Here is a 25723-nt window from a genome sequence, read left to right as displayed (position 1 = left end):
TATCCCTACGAGGTGGCTGACATCGGAGCCGTGAGCCGGAACGCCCGGGGCGGCGGGCAGGCAGCGCGGTGGACTCCCGCAGAGGTCACCGCTGGGGAATCAGTGCCCGAAGAAAGTGCGGCGGCCCGGGGGCGGAGTTCGGCGTGGTGGAAGGTGAGTCGGCGGCCGCGGAGTTCGGGTCGGCGGCGCAGGTGACATCCCCGGCGGGGAGCCTGCCGGTGGTCAGATACCGCGTGGTGACATCGTCGGCGCAGGCGCTGATGCCGAGCGAGTAGACACCATGGCCCTGCCCCTCGTCCACGGTGACGAGCCGGGAGCCCTCCAGTGCCCGCCGCAGACCGAGCGCCGCGACCAGGGGCGTCTGCGGGTCCCATTCGTTCTGGACGATGAGCGCGGGGACCTTGTTGTGGACCTTGGTGGCCGCTTCGGTCGGCCGGTCCCAGAAAGCGCACGGGAAGATATTCGAAACGGAGTCCCCGTACAGGGGGTGGCGAACGCTGTCACGCCTGGCATCGGCCTGGTAGACGGCCGGGTGGGTGGGCCAGCGGACATCACCGCACATGATCGCCACATAGCTCGCCAGCTCGTTGTCGGTCGGCACGAAGATGGGGAAGGTCGGGACGGGCTTGCCCGCGGCGGCGTCCCTCAGCAGCCCCAGAGTCCCCGCCGCGAGAGACGGGTGGGAGATCTCCCAGCGTATGTACTCACGCACATCGGCTCCGTTGAAGATGGTCCCGCCCAGATCCAGCGGCTGCCGGTCGGCGCGCGCCACGATGTCCCAGAACAGCTTCTCGACCTCGGCGGGCGTGTCACCGAGTCCGTACCGCGCCGATTGGCGGGCGGTCCACTCGGTCCACCGGTCGAACGTGGCTTCGGCCTGTACAGCCCATGACCGCGCCATGCTCCGCCAGACCCTCTGGGGGTCGACCGCACTGTCCAGCACGAACCGGTCGGCACGGTGCGGGAACAACTGGGTGTACACGGAACCGAGATAGGTCCCGTACGACAGTCCGAAGTACGAGATCCTCCGCTCCCCGAGGGCCCCGCGGATGATGTCCATGTCGCGTGCCGTGTCGCGGGTGTTGATGTACGGGAGCGTTTCCTTGTTGAGTTTTTGGCACCGGTCCGCGATGCCGCGCGCCCAGGCGACGTCCCTGGCGAACGTCGCCTCCGCGTAGGGCCGGTACGTCTTCCGCTCACCGGCGTCGGTCGTCCCGCAGGCGATGGGACTGCTCGAACCGACCCCGCGCGGATCAAAACCGATCAGGTCGTACCGGTCCTTCACGGACTGCGGCAGATAGGCGCTGAGCGCAAGGGGGTAGAAGAGCCCGGAGGTGCTGGGGCCGCCCGGGTTGAACAGGAGGACACCGCGGCGCTTGGCGGGGTCGGCGGCCTTGATCCGGGACAGCGACACATCGAGCTTCTTGCCGCCCGGCTCACGGTGGTTGAGGGGGACCTTGAGAGTCGCGCACTCGACGGTCGCGGGAATGCCGTCGCCGCAACCCTGCCAGGCCAATGAGGACACGGTGGCCGGCGGGGCCACCGACGGACCGGGCCCGGCCGTGGGCACGGCCGCGGCGGTAGCGCCGAGGAGCGCGGGGGCGAGTAGCGCGGCGATGCCCAGGGCAATCGTGGAGGTCACTCGTCGTCTCAGGAGCAAGGGAGTACCTTCGTTCGCCGGGATGTTGATGGCGCTCTCCAGTGGCCCGGAGGGACGGACCGCGGGATCGTCGGTCAGGGTAATGCGCTGACGGGGTAAGGGAGTTCGTCTACGCGACTTTTCCTCCAGCAGCCGGCGAAACAGATCGCGCACAGTGCTGCGGTATCCGACGGGTGCCCGGCCGCGGCCACCGCCTCATCCGGTCGTCCTGCGGCGTCGATCCGGCCTTCGGCCGGCCGCGGCGAGCCACCGAGCCTCTCCGGGTCGACCCCTACCCTGGAAACGTCTCCAGCAGCCGCCGTGAAGGACACACCACAGGCGTCCCTTCCGGCGTCTCCGGCACCGGGAGCGTCAGGGCAGGGCCGCCTCCGGCCTCACACCGTCTGTACGCAGGTGCATTGGCAGACGGCGAGCGTGCCCTCCGCCGCCTCGGTCTCCTCCCGGACGGTGAGGTCGGCGACGGTTTCGGCGGCCTCGGCCATCTCCTCGTGCGGCCACAGCGCCAGTGCGGCGGCGGTGCCCAGTGCGGCGAGGGCGGCGAGGATCGTCCAGGTGAGTGTGAACCCTGATTCCGTGCCGACCCAGCCGGCGATGGGATAGGTGACCAGCCACGCCAGATGGGACAGCGAGAACTGGGCCGCGAAGACCCCTGGCAGTGCGTTCGGCTTGGCCGAACGGCGCAGCACCCGCCCCGTCGGTGTGACGATCAGCGCCATCCCGCTCCCGATGACGGCCCAGACGGCCGCGGTGCCCGCCCAGGTGGTGAAGCCGGCCGCGCTCATCGCGACGGCGGCGGCGACGCCCGCCATCAGGACCGTGGCGCCGGTCATCATCACCGTGCGTTCGCTGATGCGGTCGAGTACGCCCGGCAGCAGGAGCGCGACCAGCAGGGTGCCGCCGCCGGAGACCGCGAGCGTCCAGGCGACGTCGGTCTGGGTTCCGCCGAGTTCGTCGCGGACATAGTTCACGGTGTTGACCACGACGATCGAACCCGCGGCGGCGACCACCAGATTCAGCGCGATGATGCCGCGCAGCCTCGGTGTCGCGATGAAGGTCCGGATCCCCGAGGCGACGCGGTCCCACGCTCGCGTGTGTTCGCTGGGCCGGGCGTCGGGGACACGTGTCGACAGCACGAGCAGGGCGGAGACGACAAACCCGATGGACGTGCCGACGAAGAGCCAGTTGAAGGTCATGAACGACAGCGCCACGCCCGCGAGCACCGGGCTCAGCAGGCTCTCCATGGTGTAGGCGACTTGAGAGGCCGACAGCGCCCGGGTGAAGTCGGCCTCGCCGGTGACGATGTCGGGAATCACCGCCTGGAATGTGGGCGTGAACGCGGCGGATGCCGCCTGGAGAACACCGATCAGCACATAGATCTGCCAGATCTCCGTGATGAACGGCAGCGCGATCACGACCAGGGCCCGGACCACGTCGAGGGCGGTGAGCAGCCTCCGCCTCGGCAGACGGTCGACATAGGCCGCGGCCAGCGGTGCGATGACGACGTACAGGACCATCTTGATCGTCAAAGCGGTGGCGAGAACCGCTCCGGCGCTCGGGCCGGCGAGTTCATAGGCGAGCAGCCCCAGCGCGACGGTCGCCAGCCCCGTACCGAACAGGGCGATGATCTGCGCACTGAACAGATGGCGGAAATCGCGAATCGCGAACAGTCCCACGACTATCCCTCCCCAACACCAGATACCCCGACGGGGTATTGCAAGGCATGTATATCGCATCCGCCGGGGGAATCCCGTGTTGACGACGACGATCGATCCCGCCGCGGCGACGAGGTTGAATGCCATGACGCCGCGCAGCCGCGGTGTCCTGAGCAAGGCCCCAAGTCCCGGGTGGAGGCGACCCGGTCGGTGACGATGTGGGGGATGACGGCCTGGAAGGTCGGGGTGAACGCCGCCGAGGCCGCTGGGAGCAAGCCGATCAGGACGTGGATGTGCCGGACCTCGGTGACCAGCGGCAGGGCCAGGACCATCATTCATGGGCGAGGAGCCCGAGGGCCACGGCGGCCGGCCCGGTGCCGAGGAGGGCGATGATCTGGGCGCTGAACAAGCAGCGGTAGCCGCGGATGGCCAACAGTCACATGGCGGTTGCCCTTTCGTGTCCCTGCGGCTGGGCACGGCGCCGGGGTGGCGGCCGTGCCCAGCGGATACAGACGGGTCTCTCTCTACGCATCGCCGTCGCCTCCCGGGGTGAGGCCGGCGAGCAGATTGAAGGAGCCGGTGAGGATGTTGAGTGCGACGACGCCGACGACATCGGCGATCGCGCGGTCGCTGTAGCCGTGCTCGCGCAGTACGCCGATCTGTTCGTCGGTGATCGACGTCGGCTCGCGGTAGACCTGGAGGGCGAGGGCGATGATCGCCGCGATGGCGGGGTGGGCCGAGGTGCCCTCGCGGGCGCGTTCGATCTCTTCCTCGTCCACGCCCAGGGCGCGGGCGGCGCTGATGTGGGCGTCGAGGCAGAGCCCGCAGCCCTGCCGGGTCTGGACGGCGATCGAGATCCGTTCGCTGACCCTGCGGTCGAGCTTGGCGCGTCCCATGGCGCGGCTGAGCTGGAGGTAGCCGCCCAGGACAGCGGGCGAGTGGGCCATCGTGGAGACCATGTCCCCGATCCGGCCGTGGCGTGAGGCCAGTTCGGCGAGGAGGTCGCGCGAGGCGCCGACCGCCGTGTCGGGGGTGAGTCGGGTCAGACGGGCCATGACGGTCCTTCGCGTATGGGTATGTGCGGGGGCGGGCGGTGGGGCATGCCGGGTCGGAGGTCTCCTGGCCACGCCCTGTGCCACGGAGGCCGGTCGATGGTGTTCACGCGGTCAGTGGTGGCCGTGGTGGTGGCTCGGGGGCGCGGGGGCGGCGGGCGTGGTGGCCCGTACGGTGAACTCGGCGGTCCGGACGGTGTCGTCGTGCTGGAAGTCGAGGTAGAGGCGGTACGCGCCGCCCGTCGGCGCGACGGCCATGAAGGTGATCGTCGGCCCCGGCTCGGTGGTGCCGTCACCGGGCTCGCCCTCCGGGTGGACGTGGAGGTAGCCGAGGTCGCCTGTGCGCAGCGCCACCAGGTGCCCGTAGGCGCCCAGATAGGGCTGGAGGTCGGTGACGGGACGGCCGTCCCTGCTGACGGTGAGGGTCAGATCGCTCGCCTCGCCGGGCACGAGGGCTCCGTCGAGGGTGACGGTGTACGCGCCGGTGCGGGCGGTGCGGGTGTCCTCGGGGAGCGGCTGGGGTTCGTACGGTCCGGCGACTGCGGCGTCAATCCCCAGCGTCATGGTTCCGTCGTGTCCGGCCGGGTGGATGTCGGCGAAGAATCGCCAGTCCCCCGGCGTCAGGGTCAGCCCGACGCTCCAGGTGCCCTGCTCGTCCCGCACAGGGTGCACGTGCTGGAAGCCGGTGGTGTCGCGGCGGACCGCGATGAGGTGCAACTCCTTCTCGTGCTCGGCCACGTACTCGGTGACCGGCATGCCGTCGGGGCCGGTGATCCGGAAGGTGACCGTCTGCGCTCCGAGAGGAAGGACCGTCGCGTCGAGTTCGAGCGTGTACCCGTTCTCGGAGACGGACAGTCCGCCGGGGCGGGCTCCGCCGTGGCCGGTCATGTCGTGGCCGGTCATGTCGTGGCCGGAAGTGCTGTTCATTGTGTCTCCACCTTCGTGATGCGTCCTGTGACGTGGTCCGTGTCCCGGATACCCACCACAACACCATACCCCAGGGGGGTATTTCCATCAGGAACATTTCCATGCACGGCGTGTCGACACGAGGGGCCACCGCCGGACGCGGCGCCCGCCCGAAAGGCCGGGCCGCCGAGGCCGGAGCGACCCCGCGACACAGATCAGACCCCTGAGGGATCGGCACGCGAAGGCGTCGTGATGCAGCTCACATACCCCCCAGGGGAATCAAACACAGGGGTGGCCGGTTACCTGAACCAGAAATAGCAACGCCCGTACACTTTTCTGGATGGTAGTCATGTCGTCACCCACCGCAGCACCCCCAGGAGCCGGCCGGCACCTGGGACTGGCCCTCACCGTCATCGCCTCGGCCCAACTGATGGTCGTACTCGACGGCACGATCACCAACATCGCGCTGCCGAGCCTCAAGGAAGAACTGGACATCTCGGCCTCCGGGCTCGCCTGGGTCGTCAACTCCTACGTTCTGGCCTTCGGTGGCCTCCTCCTGCTCGGAGGCCGCATCGGCGACCTGTTCGGGCGGCGCAGGATATTCCGGCTCGGCATCGCCCTGTTCACCGTCGCGTCACTGCTCGGCGGCTTCGCGACCAGCCAGGAGCTGCTGATCGCGGCACGCGTGCTCCAGGGCGTGGGCGCGGCGGTGGCGGCCCCGACCGCACTGTCGCTGATCACCACGACGTTCCCGGAGGGCGCGCCGCGGAACAAGGCGATGGGGGTGTACGCCGGCATGTCCGGCATCGGGGCGACCGTCGGGCTGCTGCTCGGCGGCGTGCTCACCGAGTATCTCGACTGGCGCTGGGTGTTCTTCGTGAACGTCCCGATCGGCCTGGCGGTCCTTTTCGGCACGAAGGTGCTCGCCGAGAGCGAGCGGGTGCGCGGACGCCTCGATGTGCCCGGCGCGGTGACCGGGACCGCCGGTCTCGTCTCCCTCGTCTACGCGATCACCCGGGGCGGTGAGCACGGCTGGACGAACGGCAGCACGCTGGCGCTCTTCGGCGCGGCCGCCGTCCTGCTGGCCGCCTTCGTGTCTCTCCAGTCCAGGGTCGCGGCGCCGATGATGCCGCTGCGCCTGCTGGCCGACCGGAACAGGGCCGGCTCGTACGTGACGATGCTGTTCATCGGCGCCGGTATGTTCGCGATGTTCTACTTCCTCTCGCTCTACATGCAGCAGGTGCTGGGCTTCAACGCGCTGGAGACCGGTCTGGCCTACATTCCGTTCAGCCTCGGAATGGGCATGGCCACGGGCGCCGGTTCGAAGCTGGTGGCGAGGTTCGCGCCGCGCACCCTGACGATTCCGGGCCTGGCGCTGGCCGCCGCGGGCATGCTGTGGTTCGGCACGATGACCCCGGAATCCTCCTACTGGGGGCACCTGATGCCGGCCATGTTCATCGCCTCGGTCGGCCTGGGAACAGCCTTCCTCCCCGTCACCCTCGGCGCGGTCTCCGGCGTCGGCCACCAGGACGCCGGTATCGCGTCGGCGCTGCTCAACACCGCCCAGCAGATCGGCGGAGCGATCGGCCTCGCCGTCCTGGCGACCGTCTCCACGACCAGGGCCGACGACAAGCTGCCCAACGCGGACGGCGCCTACTACCAGGCGCTGGCCACACAGGACACCAGCCTGCTCGAACGCGCCGCGAGCGCGCTGACCGACGGCTACACCGCGGCGCTGGTGGGTTCGGCGGCCCTGATGATCGCGGGCATCGCCGTGGTCGGACTCGCCGTCAACGCCAAGCGCCCGACGCCCGGGACGGCCGACCAGCCGACCCCCGTACACATGGGCTGACATGTGAGGACGGCCGGGCCCGGGAGATCGCCCCGGGCCCGGCCGTCCACGTACGATCACCACCCCGGTCACCCGAGGATTGAGGAACACCGCCATGCCGGAGCAGGCACGCAAGGGCCAGCGGACCCGCCGCCGCATTCTGGAGTCCGCCCGTCAGGAATTCGCCCGGCACGGCTACGAGCGCGCCACCATCCGCAGCATCGCGGCGGCCGCGGAGTGCGACAAATCCTCGGTCATCAAATACTTCGGCACCAAGCAGCACCTCTTCCGTGAAGCTGTGGAGTGGCAGGCTCCATTCGACCCGTCCGAGTTGGAAGTGTCCGACCAGCAGGGCGCGGACTACCTCCGCACCATGCTCGCGGACTTCGCCGGGCCGCAGCACGACCCGATGTTCGCCCTGCTGCGCGCCGCGATGACCAACGAGGAAGCCGCACAGCTCCTCCGCGAGAAAGCGACCACGGGGGCAGTGGATCCCCTGGCCGAGGCCATGGACGGCCCGGACGCCCACCTGCGGGCCGCTCTCCTGTCCGCGACGCTGTTCGGCATCGCGGTCCAGCGGGAAATGCTCAAGATGCCCTACCTCTCCGAAGCGGACCTGGACGACGTCCTGCGGCTCTCCGGCCCGATGCTGCGCCAACTGCTGGAATCGCCGACAGGCCGGGACAGCCCGCCCGCTTCCTGAGAGCCGGACCCGCGAGGGCCCGGCAGGGCGACACGGAGCCCGGCATCGGAGGGCCGGTGCCGCGCGGAACCGGACGGCCCCGCGCCCTGCCGGTCACGGTCCGGCGACGGTCGCCGACGACCGGTGAGCACCGGACGAGGCGAGCAGTCGTGCGACCGGATCGGTACTGCCCGAAGCGGCCAGTTCCTGCACGAGCTCGCAGTTCCTGGTGATCCGGTCGGAAACCCAGTCGCGCAGCCAGGTGGACAGCTGTGGCAGCGGCAGATCGGACGGGGCCAGTCCGGCGAGGACACAGCCGGTCGCCGCCGCACCTCCGACGTTGACGACCACATCCGGCAGCACGGTGTGGCCGGACTCCCGCAACAGCTGACGGGCCGGGGCGGTGCAGCTCATGTTTCCGCCCTCGACCACCAGGCCCGCACGGACCGCGGGCGCCGTGTCCTCGTCCACCGCGCCGGCGGATGCCGCCAGCACCAGCACATCGGCGTCGAGGTGCAGCCAGGCCCGCCCGGGTCCGTGCACCCGGACCGTCGCGGGCAGCCGTGTCCGGTCGATCGTGCCGTCGTCGCCGGTGAGGGCGATGAGTTCGGCGACGGGCAGTCCGCGCGGGTCCTCGAGCGTTCCCCGGACATCGGCCACCGCCACCACCCGGTGGCCATGGGCCGCCAGGTGGTGGGCCACCGCGCGCCCGACGGTTCCGAACCCCTGGATCACGATGCGCCGCGGGGCCCGTGTACCGGCGGCGCGCAAGGCGCCGAGTACCGCGACGGCCACCCCGAACCCGGTGATGTCGGCCATGTGGTGCCACAGTTCGGACCAGCCGACGGTGAGACGGGTCGCGCCGGCCCGGCGGGCGATGTCGTATCCGGCGGCCTCGAAGGCAAGCTGCCGATCGGCGTAGGTGGTGCCTTGGTCGCAGCCGAGGTACACCCCGCCGAGCAGCAGCGGGGCCGCCGCGCGGCCGAAGGCCCGCATGAGCCGGGGCCGGTCGTCGGCGGCGGCAGGGCCGGGTCTGATACCGGCCTTGGCGCCGCCGATGGGAAGGCCGACCAGCGCCAGCTTCTGGGTCATGGCCCGGGCGAGACGGGCCAGTTCCGGCTCGGTCACCGCCGTGGTCATCCTGGTCCCGCCCATGGCCAGGCCGCCGACCACACGGTCGACGACGACCCAACCCCGCGCGTCGCACCCCGGCATGCTCAGCGTGGTGGAGAGCAGGGGCGGGGTCTCCACGGCGGGAGTCTGCTGTGGCAATGTCCGGTTCACCGCGCTCCCGCTTCCCCAGCGGTCCGCAGCCGCAGGCTCCGGGGGCGCATATCGGTCCACACGCGCTCGATGTGCGCGAGGCACTCGTCCTTGGTGCCGTGCACGCCGACCTCGGACCAGCCGGCGGGCGACTCCCGGCCACCGGCCCAGATCGAGTACTGCTCTTCGTCGTTGACGACGACCTTCCACTGCTCTGCCGTTGCGTCGCTCATGTGATGTCTCCAGTGTCGGCGGGTACGGGTGCCGCCGGGGCGGCGGGCGGGTTGGACCGGTCCGGTGGACCGGAGGCGGTCGGGGCGCGGGCGGCGGCGTGGCAGCGGTCGTAGGCGTCCAGCCAGTTCGGCAGGCTGCCCGCGCGCAGGAGCCCCGTCCCGATGAGGACACCGGCGAAGCCCTCCCGGACCAGCCGGGCGGCGACCTCGGGACGGTCGATCCCGCCGGCGCTGACCGGGCATCGCGCACCGGCACGCAGTACCGCGGGCAGGAGTGACGTGCTGCGCCCGGTGTCCGCCCCGCCGCGCTCCCGGTTGGCGATGTCCTTGTTGTTCACGGCGACCACGCAGTACTCGGGATGGGGCACACGGCGGAGCTCGGCCTCGTCGGCCACCTCGACGAATGGGGTCAGACCGAGCCGCAGGCCGTGGTCGACCAGGTTGCCCAGTGTGGAGCGCGGCAGCAGCGAGGCCGTGAGAAGGACAGCGGACGCACCGCTCTCCCTGGCCTGGAGCAACTGGCTCCGGCGAGTGATGAAGTCCTTCTGCAACAGCGGCAGATCGGTTGCCCCGGCGACCTCGCGCAACAGGTCCTGGGTGCCGCCGAACCACTGACCGGTCACCACGGAGAGGCAGGGGGCGCCGGCGTCCAGGTACTCGGCGGCGATCCGGGCGGCCGATCTGCCGCCGAACAGATCACGGCCGGCGGAGTCCCTCCGCTTGATTTCCATGATCACCGGTCGGTGGGCGCCGAGGAGTGCCTCGATGAACGTGGTCGTCACCTGGCGGCCTTCCGATCGTCCATCGCTCGCCAGCCCCGTCCCAGAGCGGTGACCCGGGCAGCCCGCAGTCGTCCACCGGGGTCTCTGGCCGCTGTGTCCACATCGATCCCGAGGAACAGGGGATGCTCCACCACCGCCCGGTCGTCCTGACCGCTGTCGCCCGTTACACCACCGGCGAGCAGAAAGGGCCGCGACAGCCGGTCCACGATCTCCATGACGGCCCTGCGGTCGATCCGGTGCGCGGTGCTGCCGATCCGGCCGTCCCCGGCCACCGCGTCGAGCAGGAAGACGTCCGTTCCCGCCCGTTCGTACGACGCGATCAGGGACCGCTCCACGCACCGGTCCGCGCCCAGGTGCAGGACCTTGACGACGGTGAGCTCCGCGGCGTTCTTCAGCGCTCGGACCATGCCCGGCGGCTGGTAGCCGTGCAGTTGGACCCAGCGCACCCGTGCGCCGGCGGCCGCCGCGCTGAGTGTCTCGGCGTCGTGGAGGAAGGTGACAAGTACGGGACGGAGCCGTGCGGTGCCGCGTGCGGCGTGCGCCAGTGCCGAGACCTTCTCCACCGACAGATCCGCACGGCCGCCGGGAATGCCGTGCCACAGGCCGACGAGATCGGCCCCGGACGCGGCGAGCAGTTCGATGTCCTCGACGGTGGTGGCTCCGCAGATCTTGACCAGCATCAGAGGTCACAACCCCAACAGGGACGCGATGCGGTTGCGCTGGATCTCCGAGGTGCCGGAGTAGATCGGTCCGGCCGTCGCGTCGCGCAGGTCCTTCTCCAGGCCGTACTCGGTCAGATAGCCCCTGCCGCCGAAGATCTGTACGGCCGCCTGGGCGGAGGCGAGGTTGTTCTCGCCGGCGAGCAGCTTGCTGATGGCGATGTCCCGCGTGACGTCCGCACCGTCCGTCATCCGGACCGCGGTGTCATAGAGCCATTTCCGGGTGGTGTCCAGGCCGATCCTCATGTCCACGATCTTGTTGGCGATCGACTGGTACGAACCGATCGGCCGGCCGAACTGGGTCCGCTTGCGCGCATGCTCGACAGAGCGGTCGAGCCGGTACCGCATCTGCCCGGCACTGACGATGAAGGAGCACAGGACCTCCCACTTCATCACGTGGTCCAGGATCAGAAACCCCGAGCCGACTCGGCCGATCACGGCGGACGCGGGGATGCGGCAGTCGTGGAAGCGCAAGGTGCCCAGCGGCGCGGTTCTCAGCCCCATGGTGCCGACGGGTCCGCCGATGACCAGCCCCGGGGTGCCCCGCTCCACGGCGAACGCGGTGATGCCGAGCGGGCCTCCGTCCGGGTGGGTACGGGCGTAGACCACGAACACATCGGCCACCGGGCCGTTGCTGACGAAGGACTTGTCGCCCCGCAGGACGAAGTCGTCGCCCTCGCGTGTCGCCGTCGTCCGCATGGCCAGCGCGTCGGATCCGCTCCCCTCCTCGGTGATCGCGTGTGCCCCGATCCTTTCGCCGGAGCAGATCCCCGGCAGATGGCGCTGTTGGAGTTCCGGGGACCCGAACCGCTGCAACGGGACCCCGGTGCTGACCATGTGGGTGGTGACCGCGAAGTTCAGTCCGCCGTCCCGGCATCCTTCGCCGAGTCCCTCCAGCACGTACATGGTGGTGAGCAGGGACCGGCCGAGCCCGCCCCACCGCTCCTCGAAGGGGAGCCCCAGGATCCCTGACTCCCGGATGAGTCTCCACTGCTCTCGCGGGAAGACGCCCTCGGCGTCCCGCTCGGTATGGCCCGCGCTCAGCGCGTCGTACCGACGGCCGAGGTCCTGGCGCAGGGCCTTCTGGTCGGCGTTCCATCGGGTCATGTGTCGGTCCTGTCAGTACTGGGAGAAGTCGGACGGGTCCAGGCTGTGCTGTTCGTCGCCGCGCAGTGCGGGCGAGAACACGCACACCAGCCGGAGGTCTTCTTCCTGTCCCGCGACGAGGAAGTGGGCGTCGTGCCGGTCGAGTGCGTAGAACGTGCCGGGCTCGATCGGATGGAAGGTTCCGGCGGAGTCCACCACCTCCCCCGTGCCCCGGATGCAGTAGCAGGCCTCCAGATGGCGCCGGTACTCCAGTCGGGACGTGGTTCCCGCGCGTACCGTGGTGTCGGTCATCGAGTAGCCCATGCCGTCGGCTTCGAGCAGAAACCGGCGGCTGAGGCCGTTCCCCCAGTCCACGGTCTTCACTTCGTCGAGTCGCCGGACGATCACGGGGTGTCTCCTGCCTGGTGGGTCGAACAAGGGAAAAGGGATCGCACGAAGGTGTGGAGTTCTTCGACCACATCGGCTTGCACGGCGAGGGCGTGCTCGATGCGGCTGACCCCGGCACTGCCCACGACGGCGGCGTCGGCGCCGAGGGCGCGGACCCTGGCGAGGTCCGCCTGGGTACGTATGCCGAACCCGACCGCGATCGGCGCCGTGGCCGTCTGCCGCAACGCGGCCACCGCGGCGGCGAGCTCCTGGCGGCCGGCGGTGAGGACGCCGCCGCTGCGGCCGTAGTGGGCGACCAGATACAGATAGGCGGAGGCGTACCGGGCGGCCTCGGCCTTCACTTCGGCCGTCGACGCGGCGTAGCAGGTGGTCACCATGGGCAGCCCGGCCCTGTGGACGGCTCTGCGGTAGTCGGTCCGCAGCCGTGGTGGCAGACCGTGGACGAGCAGTCCATCGGCGCCGGAGTCGGCGACCCCGGCGACGAAGTCCGGCAGGGTCACGGGTCTGACCGTGTGACTCCAGTCGGCCAGGAGCACGATGCGCAGATGCGCGAGCTGTGGCCGGATCCGGCCGAGGAAGCCGATCACCTCGTCGAGCCCGACGCCGCCGGCCAGGGCTCGTGCCGCTGACCGGCGGTTGACCGGGCCGTCGGTGACCGAGTCGGGAAAGGGCACGGCCAGCTCCACACAGTCCACCCGGCAGTCGTCGAGCATCCGCAGGACGTCGGCCAGTACGGGCAGCGGCGGATCGCCCGCGTTGAGGAACATCGCCAGGCCTGTCCGGTTGGGCGGGCGCCGTGCGAAGAAGCCGCTCACCGCAGGGCCGCCTTCTCCGCTGTCGTGTGTGCCCGCAGCCGGTGGACGAGGTCGAGAGCGGCGCCGTCGAGCAGCGCATCCGATGCCGCCCGGACCGCTGTGGTCCACTCGCTGATGAGCCCACTCGCGACAGCCAGTGCGGCGGCGTTCAGGCACACGGTGCGTACCGCGAGATCCTGCCGGTCTCCGGACAGCACGTCGAGGAAGTGATCCACCGCCGACCCGACGGGTTCGGCCGGCCGCAGTTCGGCGATCGTGCCGGGCTCCGGGTCGAGCGCCGCGGCTCTCAGGTGGATCTCGCCGGGTCCCTCATTGGTGTGGATGACGTTGTCGACGCCGCTGACCAGTTCATCGACTCCCAGGTCATTGGCGCACAGCCAGATCCTTCTGTCCGTGACGGTGGCGGCGACCTGCCGCAGACTCGGCAGCAGCCCGGGGTCCGAGACCCCGACGAGCTGCGCGGAGACCGGCATCGCGGCCAGGAACGGCCCGACCGTGTTGAGGAAACGGCCGAGCGTCCGCAGCTCCATCGGAAGGATCCGCCGCGCCAGCAGCGTCACCTCCCGCGGGTAGACGAAGCCTCCCGCGAAGGCCAGACCGAACCGCTCCAGTGTGGCGGCGGTCTGCTCGTACGAGGTGGTCAGTCCGATGCCGAGCCGTTCGAGCAGGTCATGGGAACCGCAGGTGCCCGAGTACGCGCGGGAGCCCGTCTTGACCACGCGGACGCCCATCGCGGCGGCGGTGAAGGCCGCCGCGGTGGAGATGTTGAACGTTCTCGGACCGCCGCCGGATCCGACGATGTTGACCGTGTTGTCCAGCTGCGGGACGGCTTCCGGGCGGCGTTCGTCGAGCGAGCGGAGGAACCCGTTCAGCCCGTCGTGATCGGGCATACGGGTGGACAGTGAGGCCAGCAGGGCCACTGCCTCGACGGAAGGGAGTTCACCGTCACGCAGCTCGTCCCAGAAGGACCGCCACATGCTCTGCTCCAGGGGGCGATCGTGGGTGAGCAGCGCGTGGAGCACCTCGTGCACGGTCAGCCCGCTTCCGGGTGACGCTGATGGACGCGCTCGATGAGTCTGCTGATCGCGCCGACGGAGCGGAAGCTGTCCGGGGCCAGGTCGATCTCGTCGGCGGGCAGGTCGAACCGGTCCTCCAGCCATGCCAGGGTCTTGAGCAGACCGAGGCTGTCGATGACCCCGCCGGCCATCAGGTCGTATTCGGGGTCCAGTTCGTCGGCTTCGATGTCCGGCAGAAATTCCTCGACGATGAACTGGGTCACCAGTGCGGTGTGTTTCACCTCTGCGGCCCTTCGCTCGGCTGTGACGGGTGGGGGTGTGCCGCGATCAGTTCGCGGTCGATCTTGCCGGTGGAGGTCCTCGGCAGGGGGTCGTCGACGATCCGCAGGGCCGAGGGGATCGCGGCGGGGGGAAGCCGCCCGGCACAGTGGCCGCGCAGTTCCAGACTGTTCAGCCGGCTGGACGGTCTCCGGCGCACCTGGCACCTCAGCAGATGGCCGGCCACCGCGTCGGGCACCGCCACCACCGCCGCCTCGACCACATCCCGGTGCTCCTCCAGGACGTACTCGACCTCGCGGGTGTTCACCCGTGCTCCCCGGACCTTGACCTGGTGGTCGCTTCGGCCTTCCAGGGTGATCCGCCCGGCCTCGTCGCGACGCACGAGGTCTCCGCTGCGGAAGTACCGCAGCCTCTGCTGTCCTTGGAGGCGGGTCGTGAACCTGTCCGCGTTCTGTTCCCGGTCGAGATAGCCGTCGGTCTGGAACGGCGTCGTGACATACAGCTCGCCGGTTCCCGGCCCCGTCAGCGTTTCGCCGTCGGCGTCGACGATCATCGCGTGCACCCCCGGGAGCGGGCGGCCGATCGGCAGGCGGACCGGCGGTTCGGCGCCGTCGATCTCGTACAGGAAGCTGTCATTGGTCTCGGTGCAGCCGTAGACGTTGCACAGGCGCGCGTCGCCGAACAGCCGGGGCAGTTCGGCGAGCACCCGGGTGGGCGTGTGATCGCCGGTGAGGATGACATGTTCGACCGTGTCGATCCGTCGGCCTCGGGCCGCGCCCGCGTCGGCGAGCAGCCCGAAGAACATCGGCACCGCCTGGACGATCTGGACTCCGTACCGCTCCATGACGTCCAGCAGATGGCGCGCGTCGGTGGCCCGCGCGGGGTCGACCAGAACGACGCGGCCACCGCGCTTGAGGGTGGTCCAGATGTCCAGCAGGCTCAGATCGAAGTTGAGCGGGGCGTAACTGAGCACCGTCGTCCCGCGCCCGATGTGGAACCTCGCTCCGGCCCAGTCGGTGAAACGGTCCACCGCGCCCGTGCGCAGGGGTACGACCTTCGGCTGTCCGGTGGAGCCGGAGGTGGTGAACATGAAGGACACGTCGCGGCCCGGCCCGGCCCCTCGTAGCTCGGCCGCCGCGTTCGGGCGGAGGGGGTGCGACGATGCGGGCCAGGACGCCGATGGGTCCTCCGGTGACAGGACGTACCGGCAGCCGGCCCGCTCGAGGAGTTCCGTCAGCGCGTGACGGGGGAGCGTCGGCGACGGCAGCAGGAAACTCCGGCCTTCCATCAGGCAGGCGAGTACCAGGGCGATCGCCGCCGGCGACTTGACGGCCAGGAGGCCGATCGGCCTGTCCCGTTCCGGTGCGAGCCGGGTGATCCGGGCGCGCTCCCGGTTCGCCAGCACATGGAGTTCACGGTAGGTCATCGCCTCTCCGCACCCGACCAGCGCCGGATCATCAGGGTGACTGATGGCGTGGGAGACAAAGGAACTCACCACATTGTGTTGCCTCGGCATTACTTCCCTGAGTTTGTTGTTCGAGTCCGTTCAAAGGACGTACACGACGCGCTTGTTCATCCTGTCGGTCCGGCATGGAGGAGCGCGTTCCGGTCGGCCAGCGGCATCAAAAGAAATACCAGAGAAACAGGCCCGCCCGTATGACGCCCTGATATCCACAGAGTGGACGTACAAGCGTTGACCGGCGCGAACACCACGTTCGCTCCTACCGACACCGGAGACGATTTCTACGCCTCGAAGCAGAACACCGCACCACTGCTCTGCCATTGAGATGTTATCCGCCAAACCCGTCCGAGCCGCGCAAAGATTTCTTGACGCCCCGGTCCCCCTGTTCGATCTTGCCGAGCGGAGCGAGCGTCAACTAGCCTCCGCCGTACCTTCGCACCCCAGCTGATCAGCGGGGCATTTCTTCTGCGGAGGATTTCCGATCGCCGTGAAAGGTGAACTGCTCATGCCCGGCCCTGATCGGAGTGCGAACACTCCGACGATGTTGTCCTTCGCTCAGCAACGGCTGTGGTTCCTCGACCGGCTTCGACCCGGTCGGCCGGATCACAACGTGCCGACGGCGATTCGTCTGCGGGGCCCGCTGGACCGAGGGGCCCTGGTGCTGGCGCTGACGGAAGTCGTGCGACGGCACGAGGTGCTGCGCGGCAGGATCGTTGTCGTCGACGACAGCCCGTACCAGGTGACGGAGCCGGTCGGGACCTTCACGCCGACCGTGACCGACCTGGCGGACCTGCCTGCCGCACAAGCTCATGCGCGGGTACGGGAGTTGATGGCCCGCGACGCGCGGATCCCGTTCGATCTCGGGACCGGACCGATGCTCCGCGCGCGGCTGATCCGGGTCGCCGACGACGACCATGTGCTGTCCCTGGTGTTCCACCACATAGCCGTCGACGGCTGGTCCCTGTCGGTGGTGTGGCGGGAGTTCTCCACCCTCTACCGGACCGCCGTCGGCGAGCGGGAGGCCGACCTCGCGGAACTTCCGCTGCAGTACCGGGATTTCGCGCACTGGCAGCGCGGCACCCACACCGGACCGGCTCAGCGGGATCAACTGGACTACTGGCAAAAGCGGCTCGCCGGCCGGACTCCGTCGGCGTTTCCCACCGACCGGCCGCGCCCCGCGCTGTGGTCGGGCCGGGGCGACCAGGTGGGGATCGACCTGCCGGAGGAACTGTCGGACCGGATCAGAACATTGGGGCGTACTCACGAGGCGACGCCGTTCATCACGCTGCTGGCGGCTTTCCAGGTCCTGCTCGCGCACCACTCGGGAGCGCCCGACGTGCCGGTGGGAACACCGATCTCCGGGCGGACCCGGATCGAGGTCGAGCCACTGGTGGGATTCTTCGTCAACACCCTGGTCCTGCAAGCCGATCTGTCGGGCGATCCCGGCTTCGGCGAGGTGCTGGACCGGGTCCGCCGATGCGCGGCGGACGCCTACGCCCATCAGGACGTGCCCTTCGAACAGCTGGTGGAAGAGGTGCGGCCCGAACGCGACCTCGGCCGGCATCCGCTGTTCACGGTCATGCTCCAGCTCGACGAGGTGCCCGCACTCCCCTCCGGCCTGCCCGGACTCACGGTGAGCGCCCACCCGGTCCCCCACAGCGGGGTGAAGTTCGATGTCGAGGTGTCCCTGACCGACCACGGCGATCACTTCACCGGCGTCCTGCGCTATGCCACGGATCTCTTCGACCACAGCACGATGGAACGAATCGCCCGGGAGTACCGATCGCTGCTCGACCGGGTCGTCGGCGACCCCGAGCAGCCGATCTCGGCGTGGGGCCCGCGACTCGGCCCGGGGGTGAGCGCCGCGGCTCCCCCGGCGTCGCCCACCACGGCCCCGAGCGGTCGGGACGAGGCCCCCACCGAGACCGAGCTTCTCGTCCTCGACGTCTGGACCGAGGTGCTGGGCGTCACCCCGGACAGCGTGCACGCCGACTTCTTCGGTTGCGGCGGGCACTCGTTGCTCGTATCGAAGGTCATGTCCCGGCTCAGCCGGGCGCTCGGCCTCGAACTGCCGCTGGCCCTGCTGTTCCACCACCCCACCGTCACCGAGCTGGCGCACGCCGTCGAAGCGGAGCTGACCCGGGACCTCGTCGGCACCGGGTCCGGGCCGGAGCTGTCCCCCGCCGGAGAGGACCTTCACCGATGACGGAACAGCACGGTCGCCACCGGCCCGGCACGCGAACCGGGCCCCCGCCGGCCACCGGCCGGGACCTGCTCGGCCGGCGTGTACGCGCGGCACGGAGGAATCTCGCCGCCGGCGGCGGGGCGGCCACAGTGCCGCCCCGCCCCCGGGGCGCGGAGGTGGCGTCATTCACCCAGGAACGCATGTGGCTGGCCGAGCGTCTCCTCGACGGCCCCGCGCAGTACAACGTCCACGCGGTCTTCCGGCTGCGCGGCCCCCTGGACGTGGCCGCCCTCACGGACGGCCTCTCGCATCTGATGCACCGGCACGACGTGCTGCGTACGGCCTTTCCCGATCAGGACGGACGGCCCCGCCCCTCGCTCTCCCCCGTGGAGCCGTTCGGGCTGGACACGGTGGACCTCCGGGCGGAGCCGGCCGGCCGCGGGGTACAGCGGGCTCTCGAACTCATCGACACCGAGATCCGGCGCCCGTTCGACCTGACCCGCGCCCCGCTCCTGCGGGCGTCACTGACGCGAGTCGGCGAGAACGACTGCTTCCTCACCGTGGTCGTCCACCACATCGCGGTCGACGGCTGGTCGATGTCCCTGCTGTGGGACGAGCTGTCGACTCTGTACCGGAGTCGGCTGGAGGGCCTGGAACCCGGGCTTTCGCCACTGACGCTCCAGTACGCGGATTTCGCCCACTGGCAGCGGAACGAACTCACCGGTGAGGGGGCGCGACACCATCTGGACTACTGGCGCGACCAGCTCGCGGACGTGGCCACCCTCGATCTGCCTGCCGACCACGCGCGTGGGCCGGTCCGCTCGGGCCGAGGCGAACGGATCACCTTCGACGTGCCCGAGGAGCTGATGGACCGGTTGCGTCTGGTGGCCCGGCGGCACGGCGTGACCCTGTTCATGACCCTGCTGGCCGCCTTCCAAGTGCTGCTCGCCCGCTACAGCGGACAGAGCGATATCGCGGTGGGCACTCCGGTCGCCGGACGGACCCGGCCGGAGCTCGAACCTCTGGTGGGCTCGTTCATCAACACACTCGTCCTGCGCACCGACCTCGCGGGCGATCCCGGCTTCGCCGAGTTGCTCGGCCGGGTCCGGCGGACCACGGTGGACGCCTACGCACACCAGGACATTCCCTTCGAACAGCTGGTGCGGGAGCTGCGGCCGGAACGTGGCCCCGACCGCAACCCGCTGTTCCAGGTGCTGTTCGCCTGTATGTCCGACCCCGATACCGGACTGCGGCTGCCGGGGGTGGAGATCGAGCAGATCGGCATCGACAACGGCACGGCCAAAGTCGATCTGAGCCTGGTGCTGGCCGAGCGGCCGACCGGCACGACCGCCACCGTGGCGTTCGACACCGACCTGTTCGACCGCGCGAGCATGCGGCGTCTGACCGGTCACTACCTGCGGCTGCTCGACAGCGCGGCCGACGATCCCGACCTCCCCGTCTCACGGCTGGGCCTGCTCACCGAGGACGAGCGCGAACAACTGCTGGTGCGGCTCAACGACACCGCCGAGTCCGTCCCGTCGGACCTGTGTGTACACGAGCTGATCGAACACCGGGCCCGGCTGGACCCCGAGGCGGTGGCGGTCCGCTGCGGTGAACAGCGGCTCACCTACGCTCAGCTCGACCGCGACGCCGACCGGCTGGCCCGGTACCTTCAGGCCAGGGGAGCGGGGCCGGAACGCATCGTCGCCGTGTGCCTGCCGCGCTCGGCCGACCTGGTCGTGGCACTGCTGGCCGTGCTCAAGTCCGGTGCCGCCTATCTGCCGCTGGACCCGGAACTGCCGGATCGGCGCCTGGCGTTCATGCTCGCCGACGCCGGGGCGGTGCTCCTGCTCACCCTGCACTCACTCGCCGACCGGCTGCCGGAGACAAGCACCGCGACCCTACGGCTGGACACCGAGGCGCACCTGATCGCGGCCCAGCCCCCAGGACGGGCGCCGGCGCTCGCACGGCCCGGCAACCTCGCGTACTCGATCTACACCTCGGGTTCGACCGGCCGCCCCAAGGCCGTGCTCGTTCCGCACGAAGGTGTCGTCAACTATCTGGTGGTCCGCGGCCGGCAGCTGGATCTGGGGCCGTCCGATGTCGTGGCCTCGGTGGCTTCGATCTCCTTCGACGTCCTCGTCCCCCAGGTGTTCATGCCCCTGGCCCGGGGAGCCAGTGTGGTCATCGCCCCGGCGGAGGTCGCCGTCGACGGGCCGCGGCTCGCGGAGATGATGCGCCGGTTCGGCGTCACCACCCTCATGGCCACCCCCGCCACCTGGCTGCTCCTGCTGGACAGCGGCTGGCGGGGCGGCCGGTTCCAGGCGATCTGCGTGGGCGAGCCGCTCCAGCCCCGGCTGGCCCGGCGGCTGCTCGCCGTCGTCTCCACGCTGTGGAACGGATACGGTCCCACCGAGGCGTCGGTCGGCTGTGTCACCCACCGTGTCGACGCGGAGCGGGACCTCGACCCCTCGGGGGCGTCCGTACCGATCGGCAGCCCGCTCGGCAACCTCCGGATCCATCTGCTGGACCGGGCCGGGGCCGCGGTACCGCTCGGAGTGCCGGGTGAGATCCACATCGGCGGAGTCGGAGTCACCCGGGGGTACGCCGGCCGGCCGGGACTGACCGCCGAGCGCTTCGTGCCCGACCCCTGCCGCAGCGGCCAGCGGCTCTACCGCACCGGAGACCTGGCGCGGCATCTGCCCGACGGCACCCTCCGTTTCCTCGGCCGGACCGACGAACAGGTCAAGATCCGGGGATACCGGATCGAACTCGGCGAGATCGAGGCCGCGCTGTGTGCCCGGCCCGGTGTCGCCAGGGCCGCCGTCGCGGTACGGGGCAGTGGACCCGACGCCGAGCTGGCCGGATACGTGGTGTGGCATGACCACCGCGGTGATCCGGCGGCCCTGCGGCGCTCGTTGCGCGAGACACTGCCGGACTTCATGGTTCCGGCGACACTGACCGTACTGGACCGGATCCCGCTGACCACCAACGGGAAAGTGGACCGCGAGGCCCTGCCCGCACCCGCCCGCTCCGGTCACGACGGGTGCGCACTGCCCCCGCGGGACCTGCTGGAACTGCGGATGACCGATATCTGGGAGCGCGTGCTGGGCACGCCGCGGATCGGCATACGGGACGACTTCTTCCAGCTGGGCGGTCATTCGCTCAGAGCGGTCGAACTCATGGCCGCGATCCGGCGGGAGCTGGGCGTCACCGCACCGCTCAGCGCGGTGTTCCGTCACCCCACCGTCGAGGGTCTGTGCGCGGAACTGCCCACCACGACGAAGACCCTGCGGCAGCTCGTGGTTCCCCTCGTGGAGGGCGACCGTAAGCAGGCTCCGCTGTTCCTCGTGCATCCGCAGGGCGGTGACGTGTGCTGCTATCTGCCCCTGGCCCGGAGCCTCGGCACCGGCCGGCCGGTCTACGGCCTGGAGGCGGTCGGCCACAACACCGACGAGGCGCCGCTCGTCACCGTCGAGCAGCAGGCGGAGCGCTATCTGGAGGAGATACGGACGGTGACGCCCGAGGGTCCCCTGCTGCTGGCGGGCTGGTCCTTCGGCGGTCTGGTCGCCTTCGAGCTGGCCCGTCTGCTGGAGCGGGCGGGGCGCCCGCCGGCGTTCCTCGGAATCATCGACATCGGAGCGCCCGGAACCCTGGCCGGGTCCGGCGCCCCCGACGGGAGCGAGGCGGCCCGGTTCGCCATCGCCTCCGGTCTGCCGGCCCAGGACGTCGGCGGCCTCGACGACCAGGGCATCATCCCCCTACTGCTCCAGGACGCGCACCGGCGGGAGCGGCTGCCCTCGCGGGTGGGCGGCGAACAGCTGCGGCGCATGCTCCGGGTCTTCACCTCCAACGGGAACGCCGTCACGCGCTATCGCCCGACAGCACGGCTGAGCACGTCGATCCACGTGTTCCTGAGCACCGGGACCCATCCCGGGCTCAGCGACCCGGTGGTGGTTCCCGAGGGATGGCGGCGGCACACCGAGGGGGAGCTGATAACGGTCGAAGTGCCCGGCAACCACCACGACATGCTGTCTCCTCCACACGTCGCGTCCTTCGCCGACGCGCTGTCGGCGGCCCTGGACGGGCTCGGAACCGGAAGGACGGTCGCACCATGAGTACCGCGGCCGAACTGCCGCTGTCGTCAGCGCAGTCGGGGATCTGGTTCGCCCACCAGCTGCGGCCCGGCAACCCGGCGTACAACACCGGTGAATATCTGGACATCCCCGGCCCGATCGACGCGGACCTGTTCGAGCGGGCGCTGCGGCAGGCGGCGGACGAGACCGACGCCATGCGTGTGCGCATCGTCGCGGACGCCCATGGCCCCCGGCAGTTCGTCGCACCGCTGCCCGACTGGTCGATGCACCGTGCCGACCTCAGCTCGGCGCCCGACCCTCGGCGGGCGGCGGTGGAGTGGATGCGGACCGACCTGTCCACACCGATCGGCCTCACCCGTGATCCACTGTTCCGCCAGGCACTGTTCAGGATCGCGCCCGAGCGCTTCCTCTGGTACCAGCGCGCCCACCACATCGCGGTCGACGGTTTCAGCATGTCGCTCATCGCACGGCGGGTGGCCAGGATCTACACCGGGCTGGCCGAAGGCGTTCCCGCCGGCGGTCCGTCCGCCGGTGGAGCACTGAGTCTTCTCCTGGAACGCGACGCGGAATACCTCGCATCGGAGCAACGCGAACGGGACCGGGCGTTCTGGGTGGCGCGGCTGGCCGGCCGGCACGGCCCCCTCGGCCTCACCGACCGGTCGGCGGCGGCCTCCGGCGGCTTCCTCCGTCGTACGAGCAGCCTTTCCGCCCCCACCATGGCCTCGTTGCACCGTACCGCCCGCCACGCGGGAACGAGCTGGCCAAGCGCCGTGATCGCGACAGCCGCCGCCTACCTCCACCGTCTCACCGGTGAGCGGGATGTCGTGCTCAGCCTGCCGGTGACAGGGCGTACGGAGGCGCCCGAGCGAACCGTTCCCGGGATGGTGGCGAACGTGGTGCCGCTGCGGCTGCGGGTCCGGCCGGAACGGGACCTGTGCACCCTCGTGCGGCAGACCGCCGCGGAGATCGGCGCCCTGCGGCGGCACCAGCGGTACCGGGGTGAGGACCTGCGCAGGGAAGTGAGCCCGGACCGGCCGGGGCAGGTGGGGTTCGGCCCCGTCGTCAACATCATGTCCTTCTACTGCCGTCCGGAGTTCGCCGGTGTCCGGGCCACCGCCCACAACCTCTCCAACGGGCCGGTGGAAGACCTCTCGATCTCCGTCTACGACCGGTCCGACGGCACGGCGCCGCGGATCGACATCGACGCGAACCCGGCGCTCCACTCCGAGGCCGGACTCACCTCCCACCAGGAGCGGTTCCTCCGCTTCCTGGACACCGCCGCCACCGCGGCCGGTCCGATCGGCGACACCGACATCCTCACTCCCGGGGAACGGCATCGGACGGTCGTGGCGGTGAACCGCACCACGCGACCGTCCGCGCGGACGACACTGCCCCGGGCCTTCGCGGCCGTGGTCGCCCGCACCCCCGACGCGACGGCGGTGGAGTCCGACGGCGACGCCCTGACCTACGCCGAGCTGAACCTCCGCGCCAACCGGCTGGCCCACCGGCTGATCGCCCTGGGGGTCGGCGGCGAGAGCACGGTGGCCGTCCTCATGGAACGCTCCACCGACGTCGTGGTGTCGGTACTCGCCATCAGCAAGGCGGGCGGCGCCTACGTGCCCCTGGACGTCCGGTCCCCCGCGGCCCGCCTGCGTCTGGTCATGGCACAGACCGGTACGACCGTACTGCTCACCCATCGGGCCACCCGGGGACACGAACTGTCCCGTTCCACACCGGGAATCGTCGTCGACGCCTGTCCCGGCCCCGCCGGGGAGCCGGCCGGAGACCCGGTCGTCCCGCTGGACCCGGACCAACTGGCATGTGTCCTGCACACCTCGGGGTCCACCGGCACACCGAAGGGCGTGGCCCTCAACCACCGCAACCTCATCAGCCTGACCTCGCAGCGATGCTGGCGCAGCGGGAGCTCGGCGCCACGGGTCCTGGCACACTCCCCGCACGCCTTCGACGCGTCGAGCTTCGAGTGGTGGGTCCCCCTGCTCAACGGAGGCCGGGTGGTCATGGCCCCGCCCGGTGAACTGGACCTCGCGGACTACCACCGGCTCCTCACCGAGCACCGGATCAGCGCACTGTGGCTGACGGCCGGGCTGTTCCGGGTGCTGGCCGAGGAATCCCCGGGGTCACTGGCCCGGGTGGGCCAGGTGTGGACCGGTGGCGACCTGGTGCCGGCCGATGCGGTACGGCGCGTGTTCGACCGGTGTCCGGACACCGTGGTGGTCGCCGGGTACGGTCCGACCGAGGCCGCCACGTTCACCACCCGCAGCGTGCTGCGCCCGGGCCGGGCCGTGCCCGATGCCGTCCCCCTCGGCCGTCCGATGGACGACCGGCGGCTGTACGTGCTGGACGAGAGGCTGTCCCCGGTGCCACCGGGGGTCCCGGGCGTCCTGTACGTCGCGGGGGCCGGGGTGGCACGCGGATATCTGAACGACCCCCGGTCGACCGCCCACCAGTTTCTGCCGTGCCCCTTCGGCGGGCCGGGCGACCGGATGTACCGCACCGGCGATGTGGTGCGCTGGAATCCCGACGGCGAACTGGAGTTCCTCGGCCGGTCCGACGGACAGATCAAGATTCATGGTTTCCGTATCGAGCTGGGTGAGATCGAAGCCGTACTGACCGGCCATCCCGGCGTCGCCCAGGCGACGGTGATCGCCGATACGAGCGCCCCGGGGGGCAGCCGTCTGATCGGCTACGTCGTGCCCGCGGCGGGCCCGCGGCCCGACCCGGCCGCGTTGCGGGACCACGTCACCACGGCACTCCCCGACTACATGGTGCCCTCGGCGATCGTCCTGCTGGACCGCCTTCCCCTGACTCCCCGCGGCAAGGTCGACCGCGCCGCGCTGCCGAAACCGGACAGCGCACCGGCTCCGTCCGGGCGGCGACCGGAAACCCGGACGGAGCGGGACATGTGCGCTCTGTTCGCCGAGGTGCTCCAACTACCCGCGGTGAACACCGACGACAGCTTCTTCGCCCTCGGCGGGCACTCCCTGCTGGCCACCCGGCTCATCAACCGGGTGCGGGTGAGGTTCGGCCGTGAACTCACCCTGGGCTCGCTGTTCCAGGCACGCACCCCGGCCCGGCTGGTCGAGGCTCTGGACAACGCCCCGCAGGCCACGGTGATTCCAGGCCTCTCCCCGGGTTCCCCCTCTCCCACGGCACGTACAGAAAGTTCCTCGTCATGACCCACACCGTCCACCACTCCAGTGGTGTTCCGGCGGCGGAAGCCCCGGGGACCTCCCTGGTCCGCCGCTACTACCGGCTCGTCGACGCCGGGGATGTGCCCGCCCTGGTCGCTCTGTTCACCCCTGACGCGCACTACCGCCGACCGGGCTACCGGCCGTTGGTCGGACACACCGAGCTGGAACGCTTCTATCGCGACCAGCGGGTGATCCGTGCGGGTGTGCACACCCTGTCCGCCGTGGTGGCGGCGGGCGAGGACATCGCGGTGCACGGCCGGTTCCGCGGCGTCCTGCGCGACGGCGACGAGGTCGAACTCCGGTTCGCCGACTTCTTCCGCCTGGCCCCGCAGGGCCGCATCGCGGCACGGGACACCTTCTTCTTCGTCCCGGCGGTCTGAAGC

Annotated in this window: 20 protein-coding genes; 6 read left to right on the top strand and 14 right to left on the bottom strand. The window is 70.4% G+C overall.

All coding sequences use genetic code 11. The annotated features are described in order from the left end of the window. Positions 1-85: 85 nt before the first annotated feature. The 4 genes from ACZ60Q_RS11865 to ACZ60Q_RS11850 form a co-directional block, all read right to left on the bottom strand. The gene (locus ACZ60Q_RS11865) at positions 86-1660 is read right to left on the bottom strand and encodes an alpha/beta hydrolase (RefSeq protein WP_469631968.1); all 1575 of its coding nucleotides are present in this window, start codon (positions 1658-1660) and stop codon (positions 86-88) included. Between the two features lie 374 nt (positions 1661-2034). Further along, complete coding sequence (locus ACZ60Q_RS11860) at positions 2035-3333, bottom strand: MFS transporter (RefSeq protein WP_469631966.1); 1299 nt, start codon at positions 3331-3333, stop codon at positions 2035-2037. A gap of 503 nt (positions 3334-3836) precedes the next feature. Continuing rightward, positions 3837-4367, bottom strand: a complete 531-nt coding sequence (locus ACZ60Q_RS11855) for a carboxymuconolactone decarboxylase family protein (RefSeq protein WP_469631963.1) — start codon at positions 4365-4367, stop codon at positions 3837-3839. Between the two features lie 111 nt (positions 4368-4478). Further along, complete coding sequence (locus ACZ60Q_RS11850) at positions 4479-5291, bottom strand: hypothetical protein (RefSeq protein ID WP_469631962.1); 813 nt, start codon at positions 5289-5291, stop codon at positions 4479-4481. A gap of 328 nt (positions 5292-5619) precedes the next feature. On the opposite strand from ACZ60Q_RS11850, the gene ACZ60Q_RS11845 reads away from it, so the two are divergent. Both ACZ60Q_RS11845 and ACZ60Q_RS11840 read left to right on the top strand, forming a co-directional pair. Beyond that, the gene (locus ACZ60Q_RS11845; RefSeq protein WP_469631959.1) at positions 5620-7122 is read left to right on the top strand and encodes an MFS transporter; all 1503 of its coding nucleotides are present in this window, start codon (positions 5620-5622) and stop codon (positions 7120-7122) included. Between the two features lie 94 nt (positions 7123-7216). Further along, the gene (locus tag ACZ60Q_RS11840) at positions 7217-7804 is read left to right on the top strand and encodes a TetR/AcrR family transcriptional regulator (RefSeq protein ID WP_469631956.1); all 588 of its coding nucleotides are present in this window, start codon (positions 7217-7219) and stop codon (positions 7802-7804) included. A gap of 93 nt (positions 7805-7897) precedes the next feature. Here the strand turns inward: ACZ60Q_RS11840 and ACZ60Q_RS11835 are convergent, their stop codons facing one another. Genes ACZ60Q_RS11835 through ACZ60Q_RS11790 form a run of 10 tightly spaced genes read right to left on the bottom strand, consistent with a single transcriptional unit; the run spans position 7898 to position 15900 of the window. Further along, complete coding sequence (locus tag ACZ60Q_RS11835) at positions 7898-9034, bottom strand: Glu/Leu/Phe/Val dehydrogenase dimerization domain-containing protein (RefSeq protein WP_469631954.1); 1137 nt, start codon at positions 9032-9034, stop codon at positions 7898-7900. Between the two features lie 29 nt (positions 9035-9063). Continuing rightward, positions 9064-9279 carry an MbtH family protein gene (locus ACZ60Q_RS11830; RefSeq protein ID WP_469631952.1) on the bottom strand — a complete coding sequence of 72 codons (216 nt, stop codon included), beginning with the start codon at positions 9277-9279 and terminating at the stop codon, positions 9064-9066. Next, positions 9276-10061: a beta/alpha barrel domain-containing protein gene (locus ACZ60Q_RS11825; RefSeq protein WP_469631949.1), complete on the bottom strand. Its 786-nt coding sequence runs from the start codon at positions 10059-10061 to the stop codon at positions 9276-9278. Before ACZ60Q_RS11825 ends, ACZ60Q_RS11830 begins: the two co-directional genes overlap by 4 nt. Then, on the bottom strand, positions 10058-10741 hold the full coding sequence (locus ACZ60Q_RS11820; protein WP_469631946.1) for a phosphoribosylanthranilate isomerase: 684 nt from the start codon (positions 10739-10741) through the stop codon (positions 10058-10060). Before ACZ60Q_RS11820 ends, ACZ60Q_RS11825 begins: the two co-directional genes overlap by 4 nt. A 6-nt stretch (positions 10742-10747) precedes the next feature. Continuing rightward, the gene (locus tag ACZ60Q_RS11815) at positions 10748-11887 is read right to left on the bottom strand and encodes an acyl-CoA dehydrogenase family protein (RefSeq protein WP_469631944.1); all 1140 of its coding nucleotides are present in this window, start codon (positions 11885-11887) and stop codon (positions 10748-10750) included. Between the two features lie 12 nt (positions 11888-11899). Continuing rightward, complete coding sequence (locus tag ACZ60Q_RS11810) at positions 11900-12274, bottom strand: ectoine synthase (protein ID WP_469631941.1); 375 nt, start codon at positions 12272-12274, stop codon at positions 11900-11902. Continuing rightward, positions 12271-13089, bottom strand: a complete 819-nt coding sequence (gene trpA, locus ACZ60Q_RS11805) for a tryptophan synthase subunit alpha (protein WP_469631938.1) — start codon at positions 13087-13089, stop codon at positions 12271-12273. Before trpA ends, ACZ60Q_RS11810 begins: the two co-directional genes overlap by 4 nt. Beyond that, positions 13086-14120, bottom strand: coding sequence for an anthranilate phosphoribosyltransferase (locus ACZ60Q_RS11800; protein WP_469631936.1), 1035 nt, complete (start codon positions 14118-14120; stop codon positions 13086-13088). Before ACZ60Q_RS11800 ends, trpA begins: the two co-directional genes overlap by 4 nt. Positions 14121-14122: 2 nt before the next feature. Beyond that, positions 14123-14386, bottom strand: a complete 264-nt coding sequence (locus ACZ60Q_RS11795; RefSeq protein WP_469631933.1) for a phosphopantetheine-binding protein — start codon at positions 14384-14386, stop codon at positions 14123-14125. Continuing rightward, complete coding sequence (locus ACZ60Q_RS11790; protein ID WP_469631930.1) at positions 14383-15900, bottom strand: AMP-binding protein; 1518 nt, start codon at positions 15898-15900, stop codon at positions 14383-14385. Before ACZ60Q_RS11790 ends, ACZ60Q_RS11795 begins: the two co-directional genes overlap by 4 nt. A gap of 487 nt (positions 15901-16387) precedes the next feature. Between ACZ60Q_RS11790 and ACZ60Q_RS11785 the strand changes: the two genes are divergently transcribed. The 4 genes from ACZ60Q_RS11785 to ACZ60Q_RS11770 are packed head-to-tail and all read left to right on the top strand — an operon-like array spanning position 16388 to position 25720. Further along, the gene (locus ACZ60Q_RS11785) at positions 16388-18052 is read left to right on the top strand and encodes a condensation domain-containing protein (protein ID WP_469631927.1); all 1665 of its coding nucleotides are present in this window, start codon (positions 16388-16390) and stop codon (positions 18050-18052) included. Further along, positions 18049-22149 carry a non-ribosomal peptide synthetase gene (locus ACZ60Q_RS11780; protein WP_469631924.1) on the top strand — a complete coding sequence of 1367 codons (4101 nt, stop codon included), beginning with the start codon at positions 18049-18051 and terminating at the stop codon, positions 22147-22149. The genes ACZ60Q_RS11785 and ACZ60Q_RS11780 overlap by 4 nt, the downstream gene beginning before the upstream one ends. After that, positions 22146-25325 (top strand): amino acid adenylation domain-containing protein, encoded by a 3180-nt coding sequence (locus tag ACZ60Q_RS11775; RefSeq protein WP_469631920.1) that lies wholly within the window; start codon positions 22146-22148, stop codon positions 25323-25325. The genes ACZ60Q_RS11780 and ACZ60Q_RS11775 overlap by 4 nt, the downstream gene beginning before the upstream one ends. Beyond that, complete coding sequence (locus tag ACZ60Q_RS11770; protein WP_469631916.1) at positions 25322-25720, top strand: nuclear transport factor 2 family protein; 399 nt, start codon at positions 25322-25324, stop codon at positions 25718-25720. The genes ACZ60Q_RS11775 and ACZ60Q_RS11770 overlap by 4 nt, the downstream gene beginning before the upstream one ends. Positions 25721-25723 lie beyond the last annotated feature (3 nt).

The organism is Streptomyces sp. NPDC104313 (assembly GCF_055583985.1).
Note: the sequence above shows the minus strand (reverse complement) of the source record. Positions and strands in the feature narration are given on the sequence as shown.